Genomic DNA, 24,661 nt, shown 5'->3' with positions numbered 1-24,661 from the left:
CCTCTCAACTGCCCTCGGACCAGCGGCCGACGGTCATCTCGGCGGTGATCCCGGGCCCGAACCCGGCCATCAGCCCCCGCGCCCCGTGCTCGGGACCGCCGTCGTCGAACAGCCGGCGCAGCGCGTCCAGGACGACGGCGCTCGCGATGTTCCCGTAGTCGGTGAGCGTGGACCGGCTGAACCGGAACGCGTGCGGCTCGACGTTCAGGAACTTGCTGAGGTCGTCGAGTATTCGGGGGCCGCCCGCGTGGATGATGTAGAAGTCCAGGTCGGAGGCGTTCCAGCCGTGGGTGCCCGCGAGGTCCTGGAGCGCCGGGGCCAGCGGCTCCATCGTGGTCGGCACCCGCTTGTCCAGCAGGAAGTGGAACCCGGTGTCCCGCACGTCGTACGAGATCCAGTCCTCGGTCTTGGGGATCAGGTACGAACCGTTGCGCTCCAGCTGGACACCCCGGCCGCCCACTCCGCGTACGACGGCGGCCGCGATGCCGTCGCCGAACAGGCCGTTGGACAGCAGCGATCCGACGCCGAGGTCGGTGGGCTGGTAGCACAGCGAGCAGAACTCGCAGGCCACGATGAGGGCGTTGGCGTCGGGGTAGGCCGAACAGAAGTCGTGCGCCCGGTTGATGGCCGCACCGCCCGCCGCACAGCCCAGCTGGGCGATGGGCAGCTGCCGGGTGGTGCTGGAGAAGTCCATCTCGTTGATCAGCCACGCGGTGAGCGAGGGCATCATGAAACCCGTGCACGACACGTAGATGATGACATCGATGTCAGAGGTGAGGAGCTCCGCGTCGTCGAGCGCCTCGCGGATCACCGCGGGGACACGGGCCTTGGCCTCCGACTCGTAGAGCTTGTTGCGCTGCTCGAACCCCGGGTGCTTCAGGGTCTCCTCGATGGGCTGCACGATGTGCCGGGTGCGCACTCCGGTGTTCTCGATCAACCGGAGGGCCAGCGGGAGCTGGGGGTTGTCCGCGTGGTGCGTACGCGCCAGCTCCAGCGTCTCCTCCATCGTGATCACATGCTCCGGCACGGACACCGAGGGTCTGCACAAAGTCGCCATGAGCGGTCCCTGCTTTCGCCGTCCGGCGGGCCTTCGTCCGCCGGTCAGAAGGTGGTCCACCCACACTCACCCGAGAGAGCGACGAACTCGCGCGGTGTTACGCCGAACCGGCGAGAACAGAGAGTAACGAGAGCCCATAATCGCAGGCCAGGGACAACTTCCTTAGGGGCGCGGGGAACTGCGCGATCAGCCCCCGACGGCCCGCACCCAAACGACGACAGAACCCCTACGGCGCCCCACTGCTATGCGCAATGCACGCCACATCAATCCGGTCCGCCAATTTCGCCAACTCAATGGTCAACGCGGCAACCGTATCCTCGTCCAGCCTCTCCCCCGCCTCGACGAGATGCACCCACCGCGCCCCCACACTGCGCAGCAACGCACTCACATCGGCCGCTGAAACCGACAGCGCGCCACGGTCGTCCACGATCAAGGGCAACGTCACTTCGCGGGTCACAGTCCGGATCGTAGTCCGGCTACCCTCACGCACCCTGCCAAACCGTCGTGATGTTGCAGAACTCCCGGATTCCCTGCCCGGACAGCTCACGTCCGTACCCCGAGCGCTTCACACCGCCGAAGGGGAACGCCGCGTGAGAGGCCGTCATCCCGTTGATGAAGACGCCCCCCGCCTCGATGTCCCGCGCGCAGTGCGCCATCTCGTCCGGGTCGTGGGTCCACACGCTCGAACTGAGGCCGAACGGGGAGTCGTTGGCGATCAGGATCGCCTCCTCCAGGTCGTCGGCGCGGTACAGCGTGGCCACCGGCCCGAACGCCTCCTCGCGGTGGATGCGCATCTCGCGGGTGATCCCGCCGAGGACGGTCGGCGGGTAGAACCAGCCCGCACCCTCGGGCGGCTCGCCCCCGCACAGCACCTCGGCCCCGCTCCGGCGCGCGTCGTCGACCAGTTCCTCCACGTCGTTGCGGCCCTGCTCGGTGGCGAGCGGGCCGATGTTCACGTTCTCGTCCAGCGGGTCGCCGACGGTGAGGTCCTTCATGCGGGCGACGAACTCCGCCACGAACGCGTCGTAGACGTCCCGGTGGATGATGAACCGCTTGGCGGCGATGCAGGACTGGCCGTTGTTCTGCGTCCGCGCGAGCACCGCCGTGCGCGCGGCGCGGTCGAGGTCGGCGGAGGGGAGGACGAGGAAGGGGTCGCTGCCGCCCAGCTCAAGGACCGTCTTTTTGATCATCTCGCCGGCGGTGGAGGCGACCGCGCGGCCGGCCGGTTCGCTGCCGGTGAGCGTCGCGGCCTTCACGCGGTCGTCGCGCAGGATCGCGTCGACGGCCGAGGAGCCGATCAGCAGGGTCTGGAAACAGCCCTCTGGGAAGCCCGCACGGTGGAAGAGGTCCTCCAGGTACAGGGCGGTCTGGGGGACGTTCGAGGCGTGCTTGAGGAGGCCGACGTTGCCCGCCATCAGCGCGGGCGCGGCGAAGCGGATCACCTGCCAGAGCGGGAAGTTCCACGGCATCACCGCGAGGACCGGGCCCAGCGGACGGTAGACGACCCGGACCCCGAGGGCGCCGGAGTCCCGTACGTCCGCCGGGTCCGGGACCTCGTCCGCGAGGAGTTCCGCGGCGCGGGCGGCGTACCAGCGCATCGCCTTGGCGCACTTGGCGGCCTCGGCGCGGGCCTGGCCGATCGGCTTGCCCATCTCCAGGGTCATGACCCGAGCGACCTCGTCGCGGTCCTCGTCGAGCAGGTCGGCGGCCCGGTTGAGCAGCCGGGAGCGCTCGGCGAACGGGCTCGTGCGATAAGTACGGAAGGTGGCCTCCGCGAGCTGGAGCCTGCGCTCCACCTCGGCGTCGTCCATCGGCTCGTACGTCTTGAGCGTCTCGCCGTTCGCCGGGTTCACCGTCGCGATGGGCATGGCTGGCCTCCCTGAGCGGTTTTTCCTCGACCTTCGCGCGCGGCGCGGGGCAGCGCAACGCGTGGTCGTCCGTCTCAGCCCGAGTGCTCCGCCAACCGGTCGAGAAACGCCCCCTGTCCGGCGACGAGCAGTTCCCGCGCCCGCCCGGGGGTGAACCAGGCCACCCGGTCCAGCTCGGGGAACTCCTGGGTACGTCCCGAGCGCGGCGGCCACTCCATCGTGAAGGTGCCGGGGGAGATGGTCCCGGGATCGAGGTCGCCCTCGACCGCCCAGGCGGTGACGATCTTGCCGTTGCGCTGCGCGATCTCGCCCAGCGGCAGGGCCTCGCCGTCCGGCGGCTCAAGACCCAGCTCCTCGCGGAACTCCCGCCGGGCCGCCTCCCACGCGGGCTCGTCCGGCTCGTACTCGCCCTTGGGGACCGTCCAGGCGCCCGCGTCCTTTTTCGCGTAGAAGGGGCCGCCCATATGGCCCAGCAATACTTCGAGTCCGTCAGTTGTGTGGCGGAACACCAGCAGTCCCGCGCTGCGCTTCGTCGCACGTACTGTCACGCCATGACCTCCGGGTGGGCCGCGAGCAGGTCCTCCACCGTATCGGCCTCCTCGGGCCGCTTGTCCTCGCGATAGCGGACCACGCGCGCGAAGCGCAGGGTGACACCGCCCGGGTAACGGGTGGAGCGCTGGAGACCGTCGTAGGCGATCTCCACGACGAGTTCGGGCCGCACGGTCACCCCCCAGCCATTGTCCTCGACGGCCAGCTCCCCGAGGCGTTCGGTCTGCCAGGCGAGCATCGCGTCGGTCATGCCCTTGAAGGTCTTGCCGAGCATCACGAAACCGCCGTCGGCGGTGCGGGCGCCCAGGTGCAGGTTGGAGAGCTTGCCGGTGCGCCTGCCGTGCCCCCACTCGGCGGCCAGCACCACCAGGTCCAGGGTGTGCACCGGCTTCACCTTCAGCCAGGACGCCCCGCGCCGCCCCGCGCTGTACGGCGCGTCCAGCCCCTTGGCCACCACGCCCTCGTGGCCGCGCGCCAGCGTCGCCGCGAGGAACGCCTCCGCCTCGCCGGTCTCCTCGGGACCCGCCACCAGCGCCCGGCGCACCCGCATGGGTTCCGGCACCAGCCGGGACAGCTCCGCGTGCCGCTCGGCGAAGGGCAGGTCCAGCAGATCGTGGCCGTCGACGGACAGCGCGTCGAAGAAGACGGGGGAGACCGGCACCTCCTCGGCCGCCCGCGCCACGTCCACCCGGGAGCCCACCCGGCCCGCCGTCTCCTGGAAGGAGCGCGGCCGCCCGTCCGGGCCGAACGAGATCACCTCGCCGTCCAGCACGAACCGCTCGCCCGGCAGCGCCAGCGCGGCCGCCACCACCTCCGGCAGCCGGTCGGTGATGTCGTCCAGGGTGCGGGTGTGGACGCCCACCGCGTCGCCGTCACGGTGCACCTGGACCCGGATGCCGTCCAGCTTCTCCTCGACCGCGCACGCCCCCAGCTTCTCCACCGCCTCCGCCACCGAGGACGCGCTGCGCGCCAGCATCGGCAGCACCGGCCGCCCCACCGTGAGCCGGAACCGCTCCAGCGCCGCAGGACCCTCGGCGAGCAGCTCCCCGGCCACCGGCTGGAGCGACCCGGCCAGCATCACCGCCCGGCGCACCTCCGCCGGGTCCGCGCCGGTCGCGGCGGCCAGCCCCTCCACGGCGGCCGCGTCCAAGGCGCCCTGCCGTACCTCGCCGGTGAGCAGGGCCCGCAGGAAGCGCTGCTCGACCTCCGTGGCCGCGCCCATCAGCTCGCCGAGAATCCGGGACCGTTCCTTCTGCGAGCCCGCGCCGGAGACCGCGCCCAGCTCGGTCAGCCGGGCGTCGACCTCCCGCACGGTGAGCGAGGGCGCTGCGGCGGGCGGCACCGGCTCGCCCAGCACCTTCCAGCCGACACCGATCCGCCCCTGCGGCAGCCGCCCCGCCAGATACGGGATGACGACGGGCACGTCCGCCGGCTCCGCCTCCCGGAACAGCTCCGCGAGCAGGGCGGTCTTGCGGTTGCGGGACGCCGTGGCGGCGACCTCCCGGGAGACCTCCGCGAGGCGGGTCAGCAGCATGCAGCCATGGTGCATCGGGGGAGGCCGCGCCACACCCGGTGTGCGGATGGCTCGTGGGTTACGCGGGTTCGGCCGCCTTCGCGTCCAGGTCCGCCGCCTTCGCGTCCAGGTCGGCGAAGAGGAGTTCGCCGTTGATGGTGGCGCCCGCGCGGTAGCCCCGGCTCGCCGCGTTCACCACCTGTTCCGCGAAACCGCTCGCGTTGCCCGCCGCCCAGAGCCCCGGCACGCTCGTCAGACCCCGTTCGTCGATCACCGGGTACCGGCCGAACGGCGTCTCGCGCATCTCGGCGCCCAGCGCGGTCAGCAGCTCGTCGCGGGGTACGGCGCGCGGGGCGACGTACAGGACCGCGCGGTCGTGGACCGTGCCGTCACCGAGCCGGACCCCGGTGAGCCGGTCGTCCGTCACCACCAGGCCGGTCACCTCGCCGGGTACGACCTCGACCCCGGCGGCGGCCAGCCTGCGCCGGTCCTCGGCCGCCAGGTCCGACTCCGGCACCTCGTTGAGGAAGAGCCGTACGTCGTCGGACCACTGCGTCACCATCAGCGCCTGGTGCGCGCTGAGCGGGCTGGTGGCGAGCACGCCGGTGGGCAGGTCGCGGGCCTCCCAGCCGTGGCAGTACGGGCAGTGGATCACGTCCCGGCCGAAGCGCTCGGCCAGACCGGGGACGGGCGGGAGTTCGTCCCTGAGGCCGGTGGCGACGACCAGGTGCCGGGCGTGGACGGTCCGGCCGCTCGCGAGGGTGAGGGTGAAGCCGCCGGGCGCGCGGCCGTCAAATGTCAGGTCTGCGGCACGGCTCGCCGTCACCGCCCGGTCCCGCACCAGCTCCACGCCGTACCGGGCGATCTCCTCGCGGCCCACGGCCAGGAAGTCCGCCGGTGCCATGCCGTCGCGCGACAGATAGCCGTGCATATGGGCCGAGGGCGCGTTGCGCGGCTCGCCCGCGTCCACCACCAGCGTGCGCCGCCTGGCCCGGCCCAGCACCAAGGCCGCGGACAGCCCGGCCGCGCCGCCTCCGACGACGATCACGTCGTAACCGTCCCGGTTGCCGTACTCGTTCCCGAAACTCTCGGTCAAGGTGACCACCTCCGAGTCCGACGGTCGCGCGCTCCCTGCCGTGTTGACAAATCTGTTTGCCGATTCTGCAATGAAGGACATGGACCACAGCCACCAGGGGACCGGGGAAAGCACCGAGGAGAGCACGGAGGAGGTGCTCGCGGGGGTCGGGCCACGCCTGCGCCGCATCCGCAAGCAGCGGGACGTCACCCTCGCCGCCCTCTCCGAGCGCACCGGCATCTCCGTCAGCACCCTGTCCCGGCTGGAGTCGGGGCTGCGCCGCCCCAGCCTGGAACTGCTGCTGCCCATCGCGCAGGCGCACCAGGTCCCGCTGGACGAGCTGGTCGGCGCGCCACCGGTCGGTGATCCCCGGGTGCGGGCGAAGCCACTGATGCGGGACGGGCGCACCTTTCTGCCGCTGAACCGGCGCCCCGGCGGCCTCCAGGCGTTCAAGGTGCTCGAACCGCAGCGCGTCCGCGAGCCCGACCCGCGCACCCACGAGGGCTACGAGTGGATGTACGTCCTCTCCGGCAGGCTGCGGCTGGTGCTGGGCGACCATGACGTGGTGCTCGGGCCGGGGGAGGCGGCCGAGTTCGACACCCGGGTGCCGCACTGGTTCGGGTCCACGGGGGAGGGGCCGGTGGAGTTCCTGAGCCTGTTCGGACCGCAGGGCGAACGGATGCATGTTCGGGCACGGACGGGGCGGCAGGGCGAGAAGGAGTGAGCCGGGGGCGGCCCGGGGTCCGCGTGATCGGTGGCGAGCGGCGCGCGACCGCCCTTCCCTCACCGGCAAGCGACCGCTTAGTATGCCGAGGACCCCGGTCGCACGAGGCAGTCCCGTGGAGGCTTCACATGCAGGCATGGCAGGTGCACGAGAACGGCGAGCCGGGTGAGGTGATGCGCCTCGCGGAAGTGGACCGGCCGGTGCCCGGCGAGGGGCAGGTACTGCTCCGGGTGCGCGCCGCCAACGTCAACTTCCCGGACGCGCTGCTGTGCCGGGGCCAGTACCAGATCCGGCCCCCGCTGCCCTTCACGCCCGGCGTCGAGATCTGCGGCGAGACCGAGGACGGGCGCCGCGTGATCGCCAACCCCGCGCTGCCGTACGGCGGTTTCGCCGAGTACGCGCTCGCCGACGCCCGCGCGCTGCTGCCCGCCCCCGACTCGCTGGACGATGCCGAGGCCGCCGCCCTGCACATCGGCTACCAGACCGGCTGGTTCGGGCTGCACCGCAGGGCGCACCTGGAGGCGGGCGAGACCCTGCTCGTGCACGCCGCCGCCGGAGGTGTCGGCAGCGCGGCCGTCCAGCTCGGCAAGGCGGCCGGGGCGCGGGTCATCGGCGTCGTCGGCGGCGCCGAAAAGGCCGCTGTGGCACGCGAGTTGGGCTGCGACGTGGTCGTGGACCGGCGCAGCGAGGACGTGGTTGCCGCCGTCAAGGAGGCCACCGGCGGCCGGGGTGCCGACGTGATCTACGACCCCGTGGGCGGCGCCGCCTACGCGCAGTCCGCCAAGCTGGTCGCCTTCGAGGGCCGGATCGTCGTCGTCGGCTTCGCCAGCGGCACCATCCCGAGCCCCGCCCTCAACCACGCCCTGGTGAAGAACTACTCGATCGTGGGCCTGCATTGGGGCCTGTACAACACCAAGGACCCCAAGCTGGTCCTGCGCTGCCACGAGGAACTGACCGAACTCGCCGCGCGCGGCGCCATCAAGCCGCTGATCAGCGAGCGCGTGCCCCTGAGCGGCGCGGCGGACGCCGTGCAGCGGGTCGCCGACGGTACGACCACGGGCCGTATCGCCGTGGTCCTGGAGAACGGAGCCGCCGCATGACCGACGCCGAGGAACTGCGCCGCCGCACAGCCGAGTTGCTGGCCGCGCACCCGCCCGCCGCCACCGACCGCCTCGACTTCCTGCGCGCCCGCTTCGACGCCGGACTCGCCTGGGTGCACTACCCCGAGGGCCTCGGCGGACTCGGTGTCCCGCGCGCCCTCCAGGCCGTCGTGGACGCCGAGTTGGAGGCCGCGGGCGCTCCCGACAACGACCCCCGGCGCATCGGCATCGGCCTCGGCATGGCCGCGCCGACGATCCTGCGCTACGGCACCGACGAGCAGAAGTCCCGCTTCCTGCGCCCGCTGTGGACCGGCGAGGAGGTGTGGTGCCAGCTCTTCAGCGAGCCCGGCGCCGGGTCCGACCTGGCCGCGCTCGGCACCCGCGCCGTGCGTGAAGGCGACGGCTGGGTCGTCAACGGGCAGAAGGTGTGGACCTCCAGCGCCCATCTCGCCCGCTGGGCCATCCTCATCGCCCGCACCGACCCGGACGTGCCCAAGCACGCGGGCATCACGTACTTCATCTGCGACATGAGCGACCCCGGTGTCGAGGTCCGGCCGCTGCGCCAGATCACCGGCGAGGCCGAGTTCAACGAGGTCTTCCTCACCGACGTGCGCATACCCGACTCCCGCCGCCTCGGCGAGGTCGGCGACGGCTGGCGGGTCGCGCAGACCACGCTCATGAACGAGCGCGTCTCCATCGGCGGTATGCGGCTGCCCCGCGAGGGCGGCATGATCGGCCCGGTCGCGAAGACCTGGCGCGAACGCCCCGAACTGCGCACCCACGACCTCCACCAGCGCCTGCTGGGGCTCTGGGTCGAGGCCGAGGTCTCCCGCCTCACCGCCGAACGCCTGCGCCAGCAACTCGTCGCCGGACAGCCCGGCTACGAGGGCTCCGGCATGAAGCTCGCCTTCGCCCGCCTGAACCAGGAGATCAGCGGCCTGGAGGTCGAACTCCGAGGCGAAGAGGGGCTGTTGTACGACGAGTGGACCATGCGCCGCCCCGAGCTGGTCGACTTCACCGGCCGCGACGCCGGGTACCGCTATCTGCGCGCCAAGGGCAACAGCATCGAGGGCGGGACCAGCGAGGTCCTGCTGAACATCGTCGCCGAACGCGTCCTCGGCCTGCCCGCCGAACCGCGCACCGACAAGGACGTCGCCTGGAAGGACCTCGCCCGATGAGCACGACGAACACCGGTGAGCGGACGCCCGCCACCGAACCCGATCTGCTCTACTCCGAAGAGGAGGAGGCGCTCCGCGCCGCCGTCCGCGACCTGCTCGGCGACCACTGCGCGCCGGAGTCCGTGCTCGCCCGCATCGAGTCGGACACCCCGCACGACCTTGCCCTCTGGAAGCTGCTGGCCGACGGCATGGGCCTGGCCGGGCTGCTGATCCCGGAGGAACTCGGCGGCCAGGGTGCCACGCACCGCGAAGTCGCCGTGGTCCTGGAGGAGTTGGGCCGCTCCGTGGCGCCCGTGCCGTACCTCACCAGCGCGGTCACCGCCACCGAGGCGCTGCTCGCCTGTGCGGACGCCGAGTTGCTGCGCGGCCTCGCCTCCGGGCGCGTCGTCGCCGCCCTCGCCGTCGGCCTGCACCACGCCCCCGGTGCCGCGTTCCCCGTCGCCCGCCTCGAAGAGGGCGTGCTGCACGGCGAGTTCACCGGCATCGCGGACGCGGCCGCCGCCGACGTACTGCTCGTCCCGGCCGACGACGGCGGCCTCTACGCGGTGAACGCCGACGCGGTGACCGTCGCCCCCCAGATCTCGCTCGACCTGACGCGCCCGCTCGCCACCGTCACCCTCGCCGGTGCGCCGGGCCGCCGTGTCGGCGCCGCCGAACCCGCCGTACGACGCGCTCTGACCGCCGCCGCGGGGCTGCTGGCTTCCGAGCAACTGGGCGTCGCCGACTGGGCGTTGACCGAGACGGTGCGCTATCTCAAGGAGCGCAGGCAGTTCAACCGGCCCGTCGGCGGGTTCCAGGCGGTCAAGCACCGGCTCGCCCAGCTCTGGCTGGAGGTCGTCAACCTCCGTGCCGCCGCCCGTGCCGCCGCCGACGCGCTGGCCACGGGCGTGGACACCGAGGTCGCCGTGGCCGTCGCCCAGGCGTACGCCTCTCCGGTCGCCGTGCACGCCACCGAGGAGGCGGTCCAGCTCCACGGCGGCATCGGCATGACCTGGGAGCACCCCGCGCATCTGTCCCTCAAGCGCGCCAAGGCCGACTCGCTCGCCCACGGCACGGCGGGCGCCCATCGCGAGAACCTGGCGGCGCTGGTCGATCTTCAGGCGCCCTGACACCGCACCCGTGACAACCCCCGTCCGCGCGACATCACCCGGACGGGGGACACGTCAGCTGCCCGGACGAACCCTCCGCTACGCCACACTTGCGGCCGAACGCCGCCCAACGGGCGCGCGCGGAGGAGGTTTCCGATGGCCGTTTCCATCTCGGTGATGTTGCTGCTCCTGATCCTGGCGGTGGTCTTCCTGCGCAACGGCGCACTGAAGATCTCCCACGCCCTGACCTGTGTCCTGCTCGGCTTCTGCCTGGCGGGTACGAGCATGGGTCCGAGCATCTCCAGCGGGCTCACGGCGACGGCGGAGCTGGTGAGCGGGCTGCGGCCCTGACGCTCGGGCACGGGCGGCGCGCACCTCACCGGCTCACGGCGCCGCGAACACCCCGATCCCGTTCGGCACGGGCCGTTCCGCGCCGCCGCTCGGATGGTTGCGGATCACGATGCCGTCCTGGTCCCGTGTGACCAGTTCGGTCGATCCGCCGCCGTCCAGGTTGAACCCCTCCGCCGCGCCCAGCTTCCGCAGCGTCGCGGCCTCCTCGGCGACGGTCAGCCCGCTCCGGTAGGCGGGGGAGCCGTCCAGCGCGAGCAGCAGGAGTCCGCGCCCGTCTGGGGTGACGCCCACCGCCGTGCGCACGGCCGAGACGGTGTCGTCCAGTCCGGGCAGCGGCTCGCCCCGGCTGAGGACGGGGAAGCCGCCGAGCGCGAAGGCGTACGGCACCGAGCCCGCCGCCAGGCCGTACCGGACCCGCACCCGGTCGCCCACGGACAGCCCGCCCAGCTGCCGCGCGCCGCTGCCGCGCCCGAGCAGTACCGTCGTGCCCCGGTCGATCGGTCCGCCGCCGGTCCCCTCGGACACGGTCACCACCCGGCCGCCGCGCACCGCCACCTCCCGGGCGTCGGTGTCGCAGCCGGCCGCCCGGTTGGTGTCGGTGCCGCATACGGCGCGCGCCCGGGAGGTGGTGCCCCACCACATGGTGAAGGCGCCTATGGAGTTCTGGGGGAGCGCGTACTGGTTGAGGCCGCCGAGCGGAAACGTGCCCGCCGCCGTGCGGACCGAGCCGATCAGCCGCAGCCGTCCCGGCCGGGCCCTGCGGTCGATGCCCACGCCGAACACCTCGCGCCCTGTCGTGCCGGGCGGCGGCGTGGGCCCGAACCGCTGGCCCAGCGGGACCGCCGCCTTCAGGGGCCGTCCGTCCGCGACCGCCGGTCCCACGCTCGCGCCCGTGGCCTCGATGCCCGGGTGCTGGGTCTCGGTGATGTCGAAGAAGTCCCCGTTGATCCCCGCGACCGCCCCCGCCGCGTCGGCGAGCCGCGAGACGGTCTCGCGCGCGGCCACCGCGCCCGGCTGCAGCAGCCGGACCCGGACATGCCGGTCGCCCAGGTCGACGGTGAGCAGATGCACCCGCGCGGTCCCGGCCGCCCCGGCCACGTCGAACTGCCGGTACCGCACGCCGCGTACGACCGAGCCGTCGTCCGGCGCGGCCCCCGCGGGGGCCACGAACACGGTGAGCAGCGCGAGCACCGCCCCGCACGAGGCGACCACCGCCGACCGGCGGTTCACGGCGGAGCTAGGGCCTCTCGTTTGGATCAGGCCGGGCTCGCGGGGTCTGGCACCATGCCTCGCCGCGTTGTCGTCGGTTGCCATGGCTCCGCCATGACGCCCTCCTCCGCCTTGCGATGCACGGCACCAGACCCCGCTCCCTGATCCAGCCTGATCCAAACGAAAGACCCTAGCCCTCGACCACGTGCGAGCGGATCAGGAACCGCACCCCTTCGGGTGCCTCAAGGGAGAAGCCGCTGCCGCGCCCCGGCACCACGTCCACGGTCAGGCGCGTATGGCTCCAGACCTCGAACTGGGACCTGGACATCCAGAACGGCACCGGCTCCGGGACGTCCTCCACGGCGAGTTCGGCCAGGAGGACGTCGGAGCCGCCGGTGCGGAACTCGCCGGCCGGGTAGCACATGGGCGCGCTGCCGTCGCAGCAGCCGCCGGACTGGTGGAACATCAGCGGACCGTGCGCGGCCCGCAGCTTGCGCACCAGCTCGGCCGCCTGCGGTGTGAGCCGGACGCGGGGGACCTCTTCGTCTGCCATCGCTTCCTCCAATGACTTCAGTCTGCGGGCTCCCCAACAGCACGTCCAGCACGCGTACTTCACGGGTGAGGGCCGACCCCGGTCGGGGGGATCGGCCCTCAAGGCGCGGTCAGCGCTGGGGTGTCGGGCCCGCGTGCGCGGGGGCGCCCGCCGCGCCGGGCGTCGAGAGCACGTCCACGTCGCTCGCCCGGACGTAGGCGAGCCGGTGGTCCAACTGGATCTCGTAGTACGGCACCTGGCCCTTGATCACCGGCGCCGGGATGTCCTGGAAGGAGGAGCGGTCCACGTACGAGCCGAAGACCCGGGCCCCGGTCACGTACCGCTGGCCCGCCTTGATGGTGTACGGCAGCGGGGCCTCCTGCGCCTCGTCCACGCCGTCCGGGTAGGCGGCCTGCTCCGGGAGCGCGCGGCCGAAGACGGGGATCTCGCTCTGGCCCGCCTTGGGGGTGATCATGTGGCCGCGCGCGCCGACCGCCGTCGGCCGGTCCTTGGAGTTCTTGAACCACGCCTTGTGGCCCTGGAACCAGATCGCCGTCCAGTCGCCCCTGCGCTCCGCGACCGCGAAGTCCTGGCCCGCCGAGACCCGCGACCCCAGGTCGTCCACGTCGACCGTGGTGTCCTCGCCGTCGGGGCGCCGTCCCGGGTCCTGGATCAGCGGCGCGTCCTCGGAGGGCTCGGTGTGCAGCCGGACGGCGCTCGAACCGTGCGGGGCGCAGGTCTCGCCGCTCTCGGTGCAGCCCGTGAAGACGGGCTTGTGCTTGCCGTAGTCCGGAAGGATCATCACGATGTCGCTGTCCGGCCCGGCCGTGGCCTTCAGCGGGGCGCCGAGCAGGTCGAAGTAGTGCCGCCAGTCCCAGAAGGGGCCCGGGTCGTCGTGCATGTCCGGGATGGTGCCCTCGGTCGGCGAGGGAACGTTGTCGTGGCCGAAGACGTGCTGCCGGTCCAGCGGGATGGAGTAACGTTTCGCCAGATATTTCACGAGGCGGGCCGAGGACCGGTACATCTGCTCGGTGTACCAGGCGTCCGGCTGGCGCAGGAAGCCCTCGTGCTCGATGCCGATCGAGCGGCCGTTGACGAACTGGTTGCCCGAGTGCCAGGCCGCGTCCTTGGTCTTCACGTGCTGGGTGACATGGCCGTCGCTGGAGCGGATGGAGTAGTGCCAGGACGCCTCCTCCGGGTCCTGGATGGTCGCGAGCATCGAGGCCAGCGGTGCCTCGGTGTCGTGGATGACGATGTACTCGATCCGCTGGTCCTTGGGGCGGTTCGCCAGGTCGTGATTGCCGTAGGCGTCCTCGTTGATCCGCACGTACGGCGCGCTCAGCCAGGAGCAGTTCAGCTCCGGCGGGCACTCGACGTTCTTCGAGCGCTGCGCGCCCTGTGCGGTGGCGGCACGCGGGCGCACCTGGGGGCTCCCGGCCAGGACCACGTGCTGACCGGCGTCGGTGACACGGTCGGCGCCCTTGCGGATGACGTCGAAGACATCGTTGGCGTACGCCTCGGCCTGGGCCGTGTCGGCCGTCCCGGCGAACTTCGCCACCGCCTCCCACCACTGGGCCGGGTCGGCGCTGAGCGGCTTGCCGAGCTTCCGCTGGGTCTCGGCGAGCAGGGCGGCGCCACCGCGCACGTTCGCGGCGTCGTCCTTCTGGAGCCGCTCCGGCGGAAGCCTGAGGAGTCCGGCGGCCCGCCGCAGGTCCGCCTGCCCGACTGCGTTCCGGGAGGCGGTCCCGTGGGAGACGGCCGGACTCGGCGTCAGCGTCTGCGGCCGGGGTGTCACATGGTGCGGCAGTTGCTGGGCCGGGAGCCCCGCGGAGTCCACCAGGTGCATCGGGCCGTAGCCGCCGACGACACTCGCGACGCCGGGGTGCGAGTCCCACCGCGACTGGAGGTAGGACACGCCCATCAGGACGCTGCGGGGCACGTGGTACTCGGCCGCGGCGGCGGTGTAGTCGTCCTGGAGGCGATTGTCGGACGGGCCGCCGCCGTCGTCCGACTGGTCGAGCAGGAGCAGTGGCAGCAGCAGTGCTGCCGAAGCGCTCACACAGACGATTCGCCGGTGTCCGCGCACATAACCGGAGACGCGGGGGGCGACGCGTTTTCTCATACGGGGAGCTCCAACGAGGTCGGCGTGGCCAGAGAATGCGACCAGGGCACAGGGGTTCGCCCTGTACGTCACCCCTCGTACGTTTCCTTGCCTCGCGCGCCACGTCGCGCCGAGCGTCAACCGCGTGGACCATCACCCGCGCCGAGGCCACCCGGTCGGCGGCAGCGCGTCCCGCCCGGCGGGGGAGGGCTCAGTCGTCCTCCACGGGGTCGGTGTGCCAGTCCGGGTGACCCGGCATCGGCGGGGTGTGCGCGCCGTACAGCCAGGGCTCCAGAAACGGTGTCAGGTCCTCGCCCGCGACCTTCGAGGCGAGCCTGACGAAGTCTCGGGTACCGGCCGTCCGCCCCTGGTACTCCGTCACCCAGGAGCGCTCGATCCGCCCGAAGGTGTCCGCGCCGACCTTCTCCCGCAGGGCGTACAGCACCAGCGCGGAGCCGTCGTAGCGGATCTGCCGGAACAGCGTCGGCTCCGTCGGTTCCGCCGGGGCGCCGTCGTCGTGGCGCCACTGGTCGTGCTGCTCGTAGGCCGAACGCATCATGTCCGCCATGCTCCGGCCGCCGTGGGTGTCGGCGTAGAGCAGCTCGTAGAAGCGGGCGTGACCCTCGCTCAGCCACAGGTCCGACCAGCGGCGGATCGCCACGCTGTCGCCGGTCCAGTGGTGGGTGAGTTCGTGGACGAGGTTGCGCTCGGCGGTCACCTGATCCCCCAGCAGATCGGCGCTCGGCACGGTCGACAGCGACTGGGTCTCCAGCGCCACGGGCAGATCGCCGGTGCCGACGAGGACGCCGTAGCGGCGGAACGGGTACGGGCCGAGCCGCTGCTCCAGCCAGGCCAGATGGTCCGGCGTCAGGGAGCGGTACGCCTTGGTGTCGGCCACCAGGGAGTCCGGCACCACGTCCCGCACCGGGAGCCCGTTCGGGCCCTTGCCGTCGATCACGGTCAGCCTGCCGATCGCGAGCTGGACCAGCTGGGCGGCGAGCGGCTGCTCCGAGTCGTAGGTCCACCGGGTCCGCCCGTCCGGGCGGGCCTCGCGCTTGACGAGCCGTCCGTTGGCGACGGCCGTGATGCCCGGCGGGGTGGTGACGTGGAAGGTGTACGGCGCGCGCAGGCTGGGGTGGTCGTTCGCCGGGAAGATCATCCTGGCGCCGTCGGGCTGGGGCGACAGCAGTGTGCCGTCGTCGGTGGGCACCCAGCCGTAGTCCTGGATCGCGTCGTCGCGATGGCGCCGCTGGGTCGGGTCGGCGGTGTACGCCACCCGCACGGTGAACCGGTGCCCGCGCGCGAGGGGCCGCCCCGGTGTCACGACCAGCTCGTCCCCCTTCCGCTCGGTCCTCGCCGGGGCGCCGTCCACGGTGACGGAGCGGAGCGTGTTCCCGGCGAAGTCCAGGTCGAACCGGGACAGGGCCTGGGTGGCGGTCGCGGCGAGGGTCGCGGTGGCGGGGAAGGGGGTGCGGGGCGCCCGCCAGTCGAAGTCGAGGGTGTAGCGGTCGACGGTGTACCCGCCGTTGCCGTCGAGCGGCACGAGCGGGTCACCGATGCCGGGCGCGCCGGGAGCGGGCGCCTGGGCGGCCTGCCGCGTGGTGGTGCTGGTCGTTCCGGGGGCGGCCGGGTGGGGGCCCGGTGTCCTGGAGCGCGGTTCGAGGACGAGGAAGGCGGTGGCGGTGAGGGCGACGGCGGTACCGGTCAGGGCGAGGAGGGGGAGAGTGCGGCGGGGGAGAGGCATGGCGGCACTATGTCAGGGTGAGGGGCGATATGGGGGTTTTGGTGGTGGTTCGGTGGGGGTTTCCCTGATGCCTGCGGCCTTCCCGTGTGCTGCCCGCGCGGAACTCTCCTGTCCCCGGCCTGTGCGGGAGATGTCAACCCCGCACAGTCTTCGTCGTTAGCGTCGGTGCCTGTTGTGACACTCCCTCGGAACAACCCCTGGAGCGCTGATGCCCCCCACCATCCGCCGGGCCGTGATCCCCGCCGCCGGGCTCGGATCGCGGCTGCTGCCGCTGACCAAGGCCACGCCCAAGGAGATGCTGCCGGTCGGTGACAAACCCGTCGTGGAGCACACCGTGCGCGAGCTGGTGGACTCCGGCATCACCGACATCACCATCGTCGTCTCCGGCGGCAAGTCCCTGATCCAGGATCACTTCCGCCCCAACCCGGCTCTCGTACGGCAGCTCAGGGAGGACGGCAAGGTCGCCTACGCCGACGCCGTGGAGGAGGTCGCCGAGCTGGCCCGCCGGGGCCACATCACCTACCTCGACCAGCACGGCCCGTACGGCAACGGCACCCCCGTCCTCAACGCCGCCCGCAGCTTCGGCGACGAACCCGTCCTGGTCCTGTGGCCCGACGACGTGTTCGTGGCCGAGGTACCCCGCGCCCAGCAGCTCATCCGCGCCTACGAACAGACCGGCTGTCCCGTCCTCGCCCTCCTCCCCATGGACCCGGCCGACTCCCGCCGTTACGGCGTCCCGGTCGTCAAGGAGGACCTCGGCGACGGCATGCTGCGCATCACCGGCCTGGTGGAGAAACCGGAGCCGGAGGCGGCGCCCTCCGCGTACGCGGCCATCGGCGGCTATGTCGTCACCCCCGGCATCGTCGACGAGCTCCGCGAACAGACGCGCCTCTGGTACGAGGCCGAACGGCGGGGCGGCCCGGCCGGCGAGGTCTACCTCACCGACGCCCTCAACGCCTACGCCGCCCACCACGCGGTCTACGGCCAGGTCATCCGGGGCGAGTGGTACGACACCGGAAACCCCGCCGACTACCTGGTGGCCCAGATGGCCCACGCCCTGGCCCACCCGGAGTACGGGCCGGTGCTGCGGGAGTTGGTGCGCAGGATCGACGGCTGACCGCCGGTCTCAGGGTCGGGTGAGTGTGGCCACCAGGTCGTCCGCGAGGGCGTCGTCCACCGGGCGGCCGGTGGCCAGCAGGCGGTACCACAGGGCGCCGAAGACCAGGTCGAGGACCGTCTCCGGCGTGGGGGAGGACGGCAGATCACCCCGGGTGCGGGCACGGTCCAGGACGACCTGGAGCGCCTCCCGTCTGCGCTGGAGCAGGTCGGTGCGGAAGACCTGGCCGAACTCCGGGTCGATCTGGGCCTGTGCCATCAGCACGCGCAGGATGTCGGCGACCGGGCGCCGGCGGCTGAGCGTGAAGGTGTCCGTGAGGAACTCTCGCAGGTCCGCCGCGTAGGAGCCGTGGTCCGCGTTGGACACGAACAGGCCTGCCTTCGCCGCGAGCGCCTCCAGCAGAACGTGCGCCTTCGACGGCCACCAGCGGTAGATCGTCTGCTTGCCGCAGCCGGCGCGACTTGCGATGCCCTCGATCGTGAGGTCGGCGTACCCGGCCTCGGCGACGAGTTCGTAGGCCGCGGCCAGGATCGCGGTCCGGCTCTCCTCGCTGCGTCTGCGGCCTCGTCGGGGTGGGGGTTGCCTGTCCATGACCATGGAGGCTAGCTTAATCGAGACGCGACGGTTCGAAATTTGCGGGCCGCGATGACGGCTCGCGTTGAGGAGATCTGCTCATGTCCCCACACACAGCTCTGGTGGTCGGCGGCACGTCCGGGATCGGGCTCGCCACGGCGCGCCTGCTCGCGGCGCGCGGTGTGGCCGTGCACATCGTCGGCCGCGGCAAGGAACGGCTCGACGCCGTCGCCGCCACCGACCCCGCCCTCGTCGGCCACCAGGCCGACGCCGTCGACGGCGACGCGATCCGTGCCGTCGCCGAGGGCATCGGCAAGATCGACTGGCTGGTCCTCGCGGCCAGTGGCGGCGAAGGCGCGGGCCCGCTGGCCGAGTTGAACCTCACCGTCCTGCGCCGGGCGTTCGACGCCAAGCTCTGGGCGCACCTCGCCACGCTCCAGGCGGTCCTGCCCCACCTGACCCCGAACGGCTCGGTCACCCTGCTCGGCGCCGTCAGCGCCCGCACCGGAATGCCGGGCACCGCCGGACTCGCCGCCGTCAACGGCGCGGTCGAGGCGCTCGTCCGGCCCCTCGCCGTGGAACTCGCCCCGATCCGAGTGAACGCCGTCTCTCCGGGGCTGGTGGACACCCCCTGGTGGGACGGGCTCCCGGAGGAGGCACGGCAGGGCTACTTCGCCCAGGCGGCCGCCGCCCTGCCGGTACGGCACGTCGCCACGGCCGAGGAGGTGGCCGAGGTGGTGGCCCTCGCGGCGACGAACGGCAACCTCACGGGGACGGTGCTGGAGGCGGACGGCGGGGCGCGGCTGGTCACGCTCGGGTGAAACGCCTTGCGGGGCACGGGGGTTCAGAGCGTCCGGCGGTTCAGACCGTCAGCTGGGTCAGGGGCGGTGCGGCCGAGGTCAGACCCACCCGCATGTAGTACTCCGTGCCGATGATGCGGTGCCGTGCCTCGGCGGGGAGGCGGGCGAGGATGCCGGGGAGGGGGCGTTCGCGTTCCACCTGGCTGCGGTGGGACAGGATCGCCGCCCACTTCCGGTCCAGCCACGGGCGTACGTCCACCACCGCGCTCACCTGGCGGTGCGGCACCGCCAGGACGGACTTGCGGGCCCGGGTCATCAGGGGGCCGAGGTCGGCCACCGCCGTGTCCGGATGGGTGGCCAGGTACACGGCGCCCGGCTGCCACGGCTCGCCCGCCTCGGGGTGGAGGTCCCCGAGCCCGGAGGCGGCGGCCGCGAGCAGGGTGACCTGGTGGGTGCGGCGGTGGTCCGGATGGCCGGTGAGGCCGCCGTACGCGTCGTGCGTGAGCACGATGTCCGGGCGGACCGCGCGGATGGCGGCCACCACATGGGCGACCGCCTCGTCCAGCGGCACGTCGCACCAACGCGGCTGTCCCGGCGCCGAGTCGGGGACGCGGTCGTCGGCGTAGCCGAGCAGTTGGGGCGGCTCGGCGCCCAAGGCCCGTACGGCGTCCGCGAGTTCACGGGTGCGGTAGGTGCCGGGGGCCCAGGTGGCGGTCACGACCGTCGTCCGGGCGCCCGCCGCCGCGTGCCGGGCGATGACACCGCCGGAGACCAGGGACTCGTCGTCGGGGTGGGCGAATACGGCGAGGAGGCTGGGCGGTGTCATGGGCTCAGTGCTCCGGGGCGAGTTGCTGGTGTTCTATCGGGCCGTACAGCGCGGCGGGCTGGTCCGTCCGGAAGGCCCAGTAGCGGTCGCCCCAGCTCCAATGCCACCACTCGGTGCCGTAGTTGACCAGGCCCGCCGAGGTCAGGGCGGTCGAGAGGAGGGTGCGGTGCTCGCGGGCCCGGTCGCCGATGTTGGCGGCGTCGGTGTAGCAGGCGCCCCCGCTCTCCTCCGGGGTGGCGTTCATGCGGGTGCCCATGTCGAGTTCGACGCCGTCGCTGTCGACCAGGGTGAGGTCGACGGCCGCGCCCGCGCTGTGCGGGGCGATCTCCGGCGGCGAGACATAGCGGCTGGCGGCATCGCGGAGGCGGTCCGCCGGCCAGTCGGGGTTGTCCCGGGCGAGTTCGCCCGCGTAGTCCGCGAAGTAACGCCGCTGCAGGGCCGGTGGCCGGTACCCCTCCACGAGCAGCAGCCCGAGCCCGTCCGGCAGCAGCGACCCCGCGTGCACCAGCCGCTCCACGACCCCCTCCCGCAGATGCGCGAAGGCGCCGGGCGCGTCCCACCGCCGGGCGTCCACGCGGAGCGTGTCGCCGACGCGCACGTCGACCAGCCGCTCCCCGCACTCCCTGACGGGTATCCGCGCCACCCGGTCGTCGGACATCAGCACGATGCTCACTCGGTCTCCCAGTCCCATGAGTCGAAGTAGGCCGCCACACCGGTGGAACGGGCCTCCATCACCGCGCTCAGCCGCGCGAAATCCCTTGCCGGCATGATCGTTTGCCAGGAGGTGAGCGGCAACACCCGCGCCTCGTCGTGCTCCTCCGGGTCCAGCACGAGCCCCCGGATCTCCGCCGCGCCGAGCCGACCGCCGTCGAAGACGAGCCCCATGGTGCTGTACGGCCACGGGGAGCCCGGCAGCCCGAACACCGTCGCCAGCAGCCGGGGCGGCCCCGCCACCCGGATACCGGTCTCCTCCTCGCACTCCCGGACCGCCGTCTCCCACGGCCGCTCCCCGGGCTCCATCGTGCCGCCGGGGAACTGCCAGGGGTGCGTGGTGTTGTGGACACCGTGCAGTTGCAGCGGGCGGTCGTGCTCGTCGGTGAAGAAGACGCAGGCGAAACCGGTGGCCTTCATGACCGTCTCGGCGTACTCCTCCGGCGGCAGCCAGACTTTCTTGCGGGCGGGCATCTGTTTCAACGAGCCTCCGTGAGAGGGGAATTCGATTCGTTGACGGCACCGTCGAACCGCGAAGGCACGACGCGGAGCCGCTCCGCCGCCGGATCGTGGGCGACGGTGTCGCCCGGCTCCTGGAAGTGCAGGGCCAGTTGGGCACCGGCGCGGTAGGCGGTGAGACCCGCGTGGCAGTACGCCACGACCGGGGCGGGCAGCGCGTCGACGGGGGCCCAGGTCATCGCGTCGCACACCTCGGGCTCCATGACCCTCGGCTCGCCCGACCAGCGGCGGACCTCGAAGAACAGCCCCATACGCGCGTCGCCGCCGGGGCCGCGATGGTGCACGGTGAGGGCGGCCCGCACGTCAGTGGCCGCGATGAGCACCCCGGTCTCCTCCCGCGCCTCCCGGATCAGCGCCGTCACCACGTCCTCGTGCGGGCCGTCCAGATGCCCGGACGGCAGGTGCCACAGCCCGGCCGCGTAGACCCGCCCGGCTCGCCGCGACATCAGCACCTCGGTGCCGCGGGTGCCCTCGCGGCGCAGGATCAGATGGACGTCGACGGGCTCGGTGTGACGGCGGCCGGTGCTCAACGGCGGCTCCGTGCGTGTGACTTGGTGTTCATCCGGTTCACCAGCCCATCTCGGTGTACGCGCGTCCGGCGCGGATGCCCTCGATCGCCGCACGGGCGTAGGGGACGACCGGGTCCGGGAGGCCGTCCGGGGGCCACCAGCGCCAGGCCAGGCACTTGTCCGGCTCCCGCACCTCGGGGACACCCTTCAACCCCCGCACTCGGAAGACCAGTTGCATGCGCGGCCGTCTCCCCGGGGCGTCCAGCAGATGCACCACGTGCGCGAAGTCCACATCGGCGGGGTCGATCACCAGCCCGCCCTCCTCGTACGCCTCCCGCACCAGGCACGCCACGGCCGACTCCTGCTCGCAGTGTCCGGCCAGGAAGTGCCAACTCCCGCCCTCGTAGGCGGAGTCGGGATGGCGCAGGCCGAGCAGTACGCGTCCCTCCGGGTCCTCCGCGTAGAGGTGGACCCCGATGACGTTCAGGGTCCGGCCGCCCGTCGCTGGTACGAAGTCGGCTGCGTCGGCGGGCATTTCGGCACCTCTCGGGTGGATACGGCGGGCTTGCTCAGACTGCCCCGGCATGGGCGGGGTCATGCCGGGCGGCCGAGGGGATGACCGGTTCGGGGCGGGTGGCGCGAACTCGGCTGCCGTTGGGGCAGACTGGCCGGTCATGGGCCTGGAACGCGTGTTGCTCGATGTGACCCCGCTGCGGTCCTCACCCGTCTTCCGGCGGCTGTGGCTGGGGCAGACCCTGTCCGGATTCGGCGGCCAGATGACCGTCGTCGCCGTGATGTTCCAGATCTGGGAGATGACCGGGAGCACCGCGTGGACCGGTGCCGTCGGGCTGGCACAGGCGGTGCCGCTCATCGGGCTCGGGCTCTTCGCGGGCGCGCTGGTCGACCGGGTGGACCGCCGCCGCTTCTATCTGTGGACGACCGCGGGCCAGGCCGTCTGCGCGCTGCTCCTCGCGGTCCAGGGGTTCTTCGGGCAGCTGCCGCCCGCCGGTGTCCTGGGCCTGGTCGCCCTCCAGTCCTGCTTCGTCGCCGGAGGGGCCCCGGCCTCGCGGACGTTCGTCCCGCAGTTGCTGCCCGAGCCGCAGCGCGCGGCCGGGCTCGCGCTGCGGCGCATCGCCTTCCAGGCCGCCATGCTGGCCGGACCCGCGCTGGGCGGCCTGCTCGTGGGCGGGGTGGGGGTCGGCGGGTGCTATCTGATCGACTCCGTCACCTTCCTCGCCGCGCTCTTCGGCGCCTTCGGCCTGCCCCCGATGAGCCCGGACGGCGACGCCGAGCCGGCCCGGCCCGGACTGCGCGGTGTGGGGGACGGTCTGGCCTTCCTGGTGCGCACCCCCGTCGTGCGCGGGGCCCTGCTCACCGACCTGGCCGCGACCGTGCTGTCCATGCCGATCAGCCTGTTCCCGCTGGTCAACGCCGAACGGTTCGACGGAGACCCGCGCACGCTCGGGCTGTTCCTGGCCGCCATCGCCGCCGGTGGCGTGGCCGCCTCCCTGTTCTCCGGGACCTTCACCCGGAGCCCGCGCCCCGGACTGATCATGCTCGTCGGCTCCGCCGGGTGGGGAGCCGCGCTGATCCTCTTCGGGCTGTCGACCGAACCCTGGCTCGGCCTGGCCTTCCTCGTCGTCGCGGGCGCCGCCGACACGGTGTCCGTCGTGGCCCGGGGCACCGTCGTCCAGGCGCACACCCCACCCGCGCTGCTCGGACGGGTCGGGGCGGCCGAGCAGATCGTGGGCCGGGCCGGGCCCGACCTCGGCAACGTGCGCGGCGGACTCGTCGCGTCCGCCACCACCGGCACGACGGCGCTCGTCAGCGGCGGTCTGCTGTGTGTGCTCGCGGTGGTCGCCGTGGGTGCCGCGACGGCCGAGCTGCGCCGTACCCCTGCGCCCCCCGACGGTGGCCGTCCGTGCCCGTGCGACCAGGATGTCGCCTGTGACGCGATTGATAAGGAATGCGCCCATCTTCGGACTTAGGAGGGTGCGGATATGCCGAACACCGAGCAGGCGCAGGAAGCGCTCAGCGGTTTCCTCGACATGTGGGTGACCGGCACGACGGCAGGGCTCCGCGCCCCCCTGCTGCACCGGCCGGGTGAGGTCGGGCTCCCGTACGAGGACGTGTCCTTCCCGTCCATGGACGGCGTGCCGCTCGACGGCTGGTTCATCCCGGCCGACTCGGACAGGCTGGTCGTCCACAACCACTTCCTGCCGGGCAACCGGTGCGGATATCCGGGCCAGTTGCCGCAGTTCGGCGGACTGGGCGGCTTCGAGGTGAACTTCCTCCCGGAGTTCAAGGCCCTGCACGACGCGGGCTACAACATCCTCGCCTACGACCTCCGCAACTTCGGCCTGAGCGGCGCGGCCAACGGCGACACCGTGGGCATCGGACTGCTGGAGTACCGGGACGTGGTCGGCTCGGTGCGCTACGCCAAGTCCCGCCCGGACACGGCCGCCATGGACACCGGAGGTCGCGATCGAGTGGTTCGACTCGCATACGTAGTCGGAGGACATGTGGGCGGACCATATGTGCTCCCGACATGCGGATAAGCTCAAGATCCATGAAAGAATCCGCAGGTCAGACTCCTGGCACCGCCCTCACCCTCCCCGCGCACCCGCTCCGCATCGCCACCGCGCAGGCCCAGGCCGTCGCCGGTGACATCGAGGCCAACGTCGTCACCGTCGCGGCCATGATCCGCGAGGCGGCCGCCGCAGGGGCCCGCCTCGTCGTCTTCCCCGAGAAGTTCCTCAGCGGCTACGAGCCCGAGCTGATCCGCGCCGACCCCCGCCGCCACGCCGTACAGCCACGGGATCCGCGCCTGGCCCCCGTCGCCGCGGCCTGCCGGGAGACCGGCGCCGTCGCCGTCGTCGGCGCCGCGTTCCACGAGGACGGCGACCTGTACGTCTCCGCGTTCGTCATCGGCGCGGACGGCGAGCACGTCACGCGCTACGACAAGCAGCACCTCTTCCCGACGGAAACCCCGATCTACCGCGCGGGCACTGCCGGACGCACCCTCGAACTCGACGGCTGGCGGCTGGGACTCGGCATCTGCTACGACTCCGGCTTCCCCGAGCACGCCCGCGCGGCGGCCCTCGACGGGTGCCACGCCTATGTGGTCGGCGCACTGTTCAGTGTCGGCAACGGCTACCAGGAGTCGCGCACCTGGTTCCCGGCCCGCGCCCGCGAGAACGCCTGCTACACCGTCCTGTCCAACCACATCGGCACCACGGGCGGCTGGCACACCTGCGGCTTCAGCGCCGTGTGGGGGCCGGACGGGCGCGCCCTGGCCGAGGCGGGCCCCGACCGGCGGGAGCTGGTCGTCGTCGACCTCGACCCGGAGGTGCTGCGCGCGGCGCGGAAGGCCGCGCCCACGCCGGGCGACGACAGCGGCGGCTCAGGCGGCTCCGGCGACACCGCCGCCCGACCTGCGGAGCCGTCGCCGTAAGAGCCTCGTCAAGGCAGGGCCCGGTGGCGTAAGAGGGCTGTCAACGCGGGGTCCGAACCGGTC

At 72.5% G+C, this 24,661-nt stretch carries 26 protein-coding genes; 10 read left to right on the top strand and 16 right to left on the bottom strand.

Going from position 1 to position 24,661, the window contains the following annotated elements:
* Nucleotides 1-4: 4 nt before the first annotated feature.
* The 6 genes from GTW40_RS29715 to GTW40_RS29690 all read right to left on the bottom strand — a co-directional run bounded on the left by GTW40_RS29715 (nucleotide 5) and on the right by GTW40_RS29690 (nucleotide 6,092).
* A complete protein-coding gene (locus GTW40_RS29715; protein WP_161183221.1) occupies nucleotides 5-1,057 on the bottom strand; it encodes a type III polyketide synthase in 1,053 nt (350 codons plus the stop codon).
* 226 nt (nucleotides 1,058-1,283) lie between these two features.
* Nucleotides 1,284-1,514, bottom strand: coding sequence for a DUF6213 family protein (locus tag GTW40_RS29710; RefSeq protein WP_161183220.1), 231 nt, complete (start codon nucleotides 1,512-1,514; stop codon nucleotides 1,284-1,286).
* Nucleotides 1,515-1,539: 25 nt separating this feature from the next.
* Nucleotides 1,540-2,925 (bottom strand): NADP-dependent succinic semialdehyde dehydrogenase, encoded by a 1,386-nt coding sequence (locus GTW40_RS29705; protein ID WP_161183219.1) that lies wholly within the window; start codon nucleotides 2,923-2,925, stop codon nucleotides 1,540-1,542.
* 74 nt (nucleotides 2,926-2,999) lie between these two features.
* Nucleotides 3,000-3,473, bottom strand: coding sequence for an NUDIX domain-containing protein (locus GTW40_RS29700; protein ID WP_161183218.1), 474 nt, complete (start codon nucleotides 3,471-3,473; stop codon nucleotides 3,000-3,002).
* On the bottom strand, nucleotides 3,470-5,008 hold the full coding sequence (locus GTW40_RS29695; RefSeq protein WP_161183217.1) for an ATP-dependent DNA ligase: 1,539 nt from the start codon (nucleotides 5,006-5,008) through the stop codon (nucleotides 3,470-3,472). Before GTW40_RS29695 ends, GTW40_RS29700 begins: the two co-directional genes overlap by 4 nt.
* Before the next feature lie 58 nt (nucleotides 5,009-5,066).
* Nucleotides 5,067-6,092, bottom strand: a complete 1,026-nt coding sequence (locus tag GTW40_RS29690; RefSeq protein ID WP_343245821.1) for an NAD(P)/FAD-dependent oxidoreductase — start codon at nucleotides 6,090-6,092, stop codon at nucleotides 5,067-5,069.
* Between the two features lie 70 nt (nucleotides 6,093-6,162).
* Between GTW40_RS29690 and GTW40_RS29685 the strand changes: the two genes are divergently transcribed.
* The 5 genes from GTW40_RS29685 to GTW40_RS29665 all read left to right on the top strand — a co-directional run bounded on the left by GTW40_RS29685 (nucleotide 6,163) and on the right by GTW40_RS29665 (nucleotide 10,503).
* Nucleotides 6,163-6,786, top strand: a complete 624-nt coding sequence (locus GTW40_RS29685; RefSeq protein WP_161183215.1) for an XRE family transcriptional regulator — start codon at nucleotides 6,163-6,165, stop codon at nucleotides 6,784-6,786.
* Nucleotides 6,787-6,914: 128 nt separating this feature from the next.
* The gene (locus GTW40_RS29680) at nucleotides 6,915-7,886 is read left to right on the top strand and encodes an NADPH:quinone oxidoreductase family protein (protein WP_161183214.1); all 972 of its coding nucleotides are present in this window, start codon (nucleotides 6,915-6,917) and stop codon (nucleotides 7,884-7,886) included.
* On the top strand, nucleotides 7,883-9,064 hold the full coding sequence (locus GTW40_RS29675) for an acyl-CoA dehydrogenase family protein (RefSeq protein ID WP_161183213.1): 1,182 nt from the start codon (nucleotides 7,883-7,885) through the stop codon (nucleotides 9,062-9,064). The genes GTW40_RS29680 and GTW40_RS29675 overlap by 4 nt, the downstream gene beginning before the upstream one ends.
* Nucleotides 9,061-10,173, top strand: a complete 1,113-nt coding sequence (locus tag GTW40_RS29670) for an acyl-CoA dehydrogenase family protein (protein WP_161183212.1) — start codon at nucleotides 9,061-9,063, stop codon at nucleotides 10,171-10,173. Before GTW40_RS29675 ends, GTW40_RS29670 begins: the two co-directional genes overlap by 4 nt.
* Nucleotides 10,174-10,308: 135 nt before the next feature.
* Nucleotides 10,309-10,503, top strand: a complete 195-nt coding sequence (locus GTW40_RS29665) for a hypothetical protein (protein ID WP_018546599.1) — start codon at nucleotides 10,309-10,311, stop codon at nucleotides 10,501-10,503.
* Between the two features lie 33 nt (nucleotides 10,504-10,536).
* Here GTW40_RS29665 and GTW40_RS29660 read toward each other — a convergent pair whose 3' ends face one another.
* From GTW40_RS29660 to GTW40_RS29645, 4 genes are all read right to left on the bottom strand, one after another.
* Nucleotides 10,537-11,733, bottom strand: coding sequence for a phosphodiester glycosidase family protein (locus tag GTW40_RS29660; protein ID WP_343245820.1), 1,197 nt, complete (start codon nucleotides 11,731-11,733; stop codon nucleotides 10,537-10,539).
* Between the two features lie 169 nt (nucleotides 11,734-11,902).
* Entirely contained in the window at nucleotides 11,903-12,265 is a 363-nt protein-coding gene (locus GTW40_RS29655; RefSeq protein ID WP_161183210.1) for a DUF779 domain-containing protein, read from the bottom strand.
* Between the two features lie 109 nt (nucleotides 12,266-12,374).
* Nucleotides 12,375-14,303 carry an N-acetylmuramoyl-L-alanine amidase gene (locus GTW40_RS29650; RefSeq protein WP_161183209.1) on the bottom strand — a complete coding sequence of 643 codons (1,929 nt, stop codon included), beginning with the start codon at nucleotides 14,301-14,303 and terminating at the stop codon, nucleotides 12,375-12,377.
* A gap of 253 nt (nucleotides 14,304-14,556) precedes the next feature.
* The gene (locus tag GTW40_RS29645; RefSeq protein ID WP_202486583.1) at nucleotides 14,557-16,089 is read right to left on the bottom strand and encodes a M1 family metallopeptidase; all 1,533 of its coding nucleotides are present in this window, start codon (nucleotides 16,087-16,089) and stop codon (nucleotides 14,557-14,559) included.
* Between the two features lie 208 nt (nucleotides 16,090-16,297).
* On the opposite strand from GTW40_RS29645, the gene GTW40_RS29640 reads away from it, so the two are divergent.
* Nucleotides 16,298-17,206, top strand: coding sequence for a UTP--glucose-1-phosphate uridylyltransferase (locus tag GTW40_RS29640; RefSeq protein ID WP_161183208.1), 909 nt, complete (start codon nucleotides 16,298-16,300; stop codon nucleotides 17,204-17,206).
* A 9-nt stretch (nucleotides 17,207-17,215) separates the two neighbouring features.
* Here the strand turns inward: GTW40_RS29640 and GTW40_RS29635 are convergent, their stop codons facing one another.
* The gene (locus tag GTW40_RS29635; RefSeq protein WP_237525822.1) at nucleotides 17,216-17,797 is read right to left on the bottom strand and encodes a TetR/AcrR family transcriptional regulator; all 582 of its coding nucleotides are present in this window, start codon (nucleotides 17,795-17,797) and stop codon (nucleotides 17,216-17,218) included.
* An 83-nt stretch (nucleotides 17,798-17,880) separates the two neighbouring features.
* Here GTW40_RS29635 and GTW40_RS29630 point away from each other — a divergent pair, with 83 nt between their 5' ends.
* Nucleotides 17,881-18,600, top strand: coding sequence for an SDR family oxidoreductase (locus GTW40_RS29630; RefSeq protein WP_161183206.1), 720 nt, complete (start codon nucleotides 17,881-17,883; stop codon nucleotides 18,598-18,600).
* A 40-nt stretch (nucleotides 18,601-18,640) separates the two neighbouring features.
* Here the strand turns inward: GTW40_RS29630 and GTW40_RS29625 are convergent, their stop codons facing one another.
* Genes GTW40_RS29625 through GTW40_RS29605 form a run of 5 tightly spaced genes read right to left on the bottom strand, consistent with a single transcriptional unit; the run spans nucleotide 18,641 to nucleotide 21,679 of the window.
* Complete coding sequence (locus GTW40_RS29625) at nucleotides 18,641-19,405, bottom strand: PIG-L family deacetylase (RefSeq protein ID WP_161183205.1); 765 nt, start codon at nucleotides 19,403-19,405, stop codon at nucleotides 18,641-18,643.
* A 4-nt stretch (nucleotides 19,406-19,409) separates the two neighbouring features.
* On the bottom strand, nucleotides 19,410-20,096 hold the full coding sequence (locus GTW40_RS29620; protein ID WP_161183204.1) for a M15 family metallopeptidase: 687 nt from the start codon (nucleotides 20,094-20,096) through the stop codon (nucleotides 19,410-19,412).
* Nucleotides 20,075-20,590, bottom strand: a complete 516-nt coding sequence (locus GTW40_RS29615) for an NUDIX hydrolase (protein WP_161183246.1) — start codon at nucleotides 20,588-20,590, stop codon at nucleotides 20,075-20,077. Before GTW40_RS29615 ends, GTW40_RS29620 begins: the two co-directional genes overlap by 22 nt.
* A gap of 5 nt (nucleotides 20,591-20,595) precedes the next feature.
* Entirely contained in the window at nucleotides 20,596-21,165 is a 570-nt protein-coding gene (locus tag GTW40_RS29610) for an NUDIX domain-containing protein (protein WP_161183203.1), read from the bottom strand.
* A 37-nt stretch (nucleotides 21,166-21,202) separates the two neighbouring features.
* Nucleotides 21,203-21,679 (bottom strand): NUDIX domain-containing protein, encoded by a 477-nt coding sequence (locus tag GTW40_RS29605; RefSeq protein WP_161183202.1) that lies wholly within the window; start codon nucleotides 21,677-21,679, stop codon nucleotides 21,203-21,205.
* A 139-nt stretch (nucleotides 21,680-21,818) separates the two neighbouring features.
* On the opposite strand from GTW40_RS29605, the gene GTW40_RS29600 reads away from it, so the two are divergent.
* From GTW40_RS29600 to GTW40_RS29590, 3 genes are read left to right on the top strand one after another with little or no spacing between them, the layout of a single operon-like run.
* Nucleotides 21,819-23,132 carry an MFS transporter gene (locus tag GTW40_RS29600; RefSeq protein ID WP_237525820.1) on the top strand — a complete coding sequence of 438 codons (1,314 nt, stop codon included), beginning with the start codon at nucleotides 21,819-21,821 and terminating at the stop codon, nucleotides 23,130-23,132.
* A 12-nt stretch (nucleotides 23,133-23,144) separates the two neighbouring features.
* Nucleotides 23,145-23,702 (top strand): hypothetical protein, encoded by a 558-nt coding sequence (locus GTW40_RS29595; protein WP_202486582.1) that lies wholly within the window; start codon nucleotides 23,145-23,147, stop codon nucleotides 23,700-23,702.
* Between the two features lie 11 nt (nucleotides 23,703-23,713).
* On the top strand, nucleotides 23,714-24,598 hold the full coding sequence (locus tag GTW40_RS29590) for a carbon-nitrogen hydrolase family protein (protein ID WP_161183201.1): 885 nt from the start codon (nucleotides 23,714-23,716) through the stop codon (nucleotides 24,596-24,598).
* Nucleotides 24,599-24,661: the final 63 nt, after the last annotated feature.

Source organism: Streptomyces sp. SID4985, from assembly GCF_009863025.1.
Classification (GTDB): domain Bacteria; phylum Actinomycetota; class Actinomycetes; order Streptomycetales; family Streptomycetaceae; genus Streptomyces.
This window is presented reverse-complemented; position numbering and strand designations above follow the sequence as displayed.

Bases quoted from the DNA above. Each gene is read 5' to 3' on its own strand.
- GTW40_RS29675 (WP_161183213.1), top strand. From the start codon at position 7,883: ATGACCGACGCCGAGGAACTGCGCCGCCGCACAGCCGAGTTGCTGGCC.
- GTW40_RS29615 (WP_161183246.1), bottom strand. From the start codon at position 20,590: ATGCCCGCCCGCAAGAAAGTCTGGCTGCCGCCGGAGGAGTACGCCGAG.
- GTW40_RS29590 (WP_161183201.1), top strand. From the start codon at position 23,714: ATGAAAGAATCCGCAGGTCAGACTCCTGGCACCGCCCTCACCCTCCCC.
- GTW40_RS29665 (WP_018546599.1), top strand. From the start codon at position 10,309: ATGGCCGTTTCCATCTCGGTGATGTTGCTGCTCCTGATCCTGGCGGTG.
- GTW40_RS29670 (WP_161183212.1), top strand. From the start codon at position 9,061: ATGAGCACGACGAACACCGGTGAGCGGACGCCCGCCACCGAACCCGAT.
- GTW40_RS29635 (WP_237525822.1), bottom strand. From the start codon at position 17,797: ATGGACAGGCAACCCCCACCCCGACGAGGCCGCAGACGCAGCGAGGAG.
- GTW40_RS29680 (WP_161183214.1), top strand. From the start codon at position 6,915: ATGCAGGCATGGCAGGTGCACGAGAACGGCGAGCCGGGTGAGGTGATG.
- GTW40_RS29715 (WP_161183221.1), bottom strand. From the start codon at position 1,057: ATGGCGACTTTGTGCAGACCCTCGGTGTCCGTGCCGGAGCATGTGATC.
- GTW40_RS29645 (WP_202486583.1), bottom strand. From the start codon at position 16,089: ATGCCTCTCCCCCGCCGCACTCTCCCCCTCCTCGCCCTGACCGGTACC.
- GTW40_RS29695 (WP_161183217.1), bottom strand. From the start codon at position 5,008: ATGCTGCTGACCCGCCTCGCGGAGGTCTCCCGGGAGGTCGCCGCCACG.
- GTW40_RS29605 (WP_161183202.1), bottom strand. From the start codon at position 21,679: ATGCCCGCCGACGCAGCCGACTTCGTACCAGCGACGGGCGGCCGGACC.
- GTW40_RS29655 (WP_161183210.1), bottom strand. From the start codon at position 12,265: ATGGCAGACGAAGAGGTCCCCCGCGTCCGGCTCACACCGCAGGCGGCC.
- GTW40_RS29595 (WP_202486582.1), top strand. From the start codon at position 23,145: ATGCCGAACACCGAGCAGGCGCAGGAAGCGCTCAGCGGTTTCCTCGAC.
- GTW40_RS29705 (WP_161183219.1), bottom strand. From the start codon at position 2,925: ATGCCCATCGCGACGGTGAACCCGGCGAACGGCGAGACGCTCAAGACG.
- GTW40_RS29685 (WP_161183215.1), top strand. From the start codon at position 6,163: ATGGACCACAGCCACCAGGGGACCGGGGAAAGCACCGAGGAGAGCACG.
- GTW40_RS29625 (WP_161183205.1), bottom strand. From the start codon at position 19,405: ATGACACCGCCCAGCCTCCTCGCCGTATTCGCCCACCCCGACGACGAG.
- GTW40_RS29600 (WP_237525820.1), top strand. From the start codon at position 21,819: ATGGGCCTGGAACGCGTGTTGCTCGATGTGACCCCGCTGCGGTCCTCA.
- GTW40_RS29640 (WP_161183208.1), top strand. From the start codon at position 16,298: ATGCCCCCCACCATCCGCCGGGCCGTGATCCCCGCCGCCGGGCTCGGA.
- GTW40_RS29630 (WP_161183206.1), top strand. From the start codon at position 17,881: ATGTCCCCACACACAGCTCTGGTGGTCGGCGGCACGTCCGGGATCGGG.
- GTW40_RS29620 (WP_161183204.1), bottom strand. From the start codon at position 20,096: ATGGGACTGGGAGACCGAGTGAGCATCGTGCTGATGTCCGACGACCGG.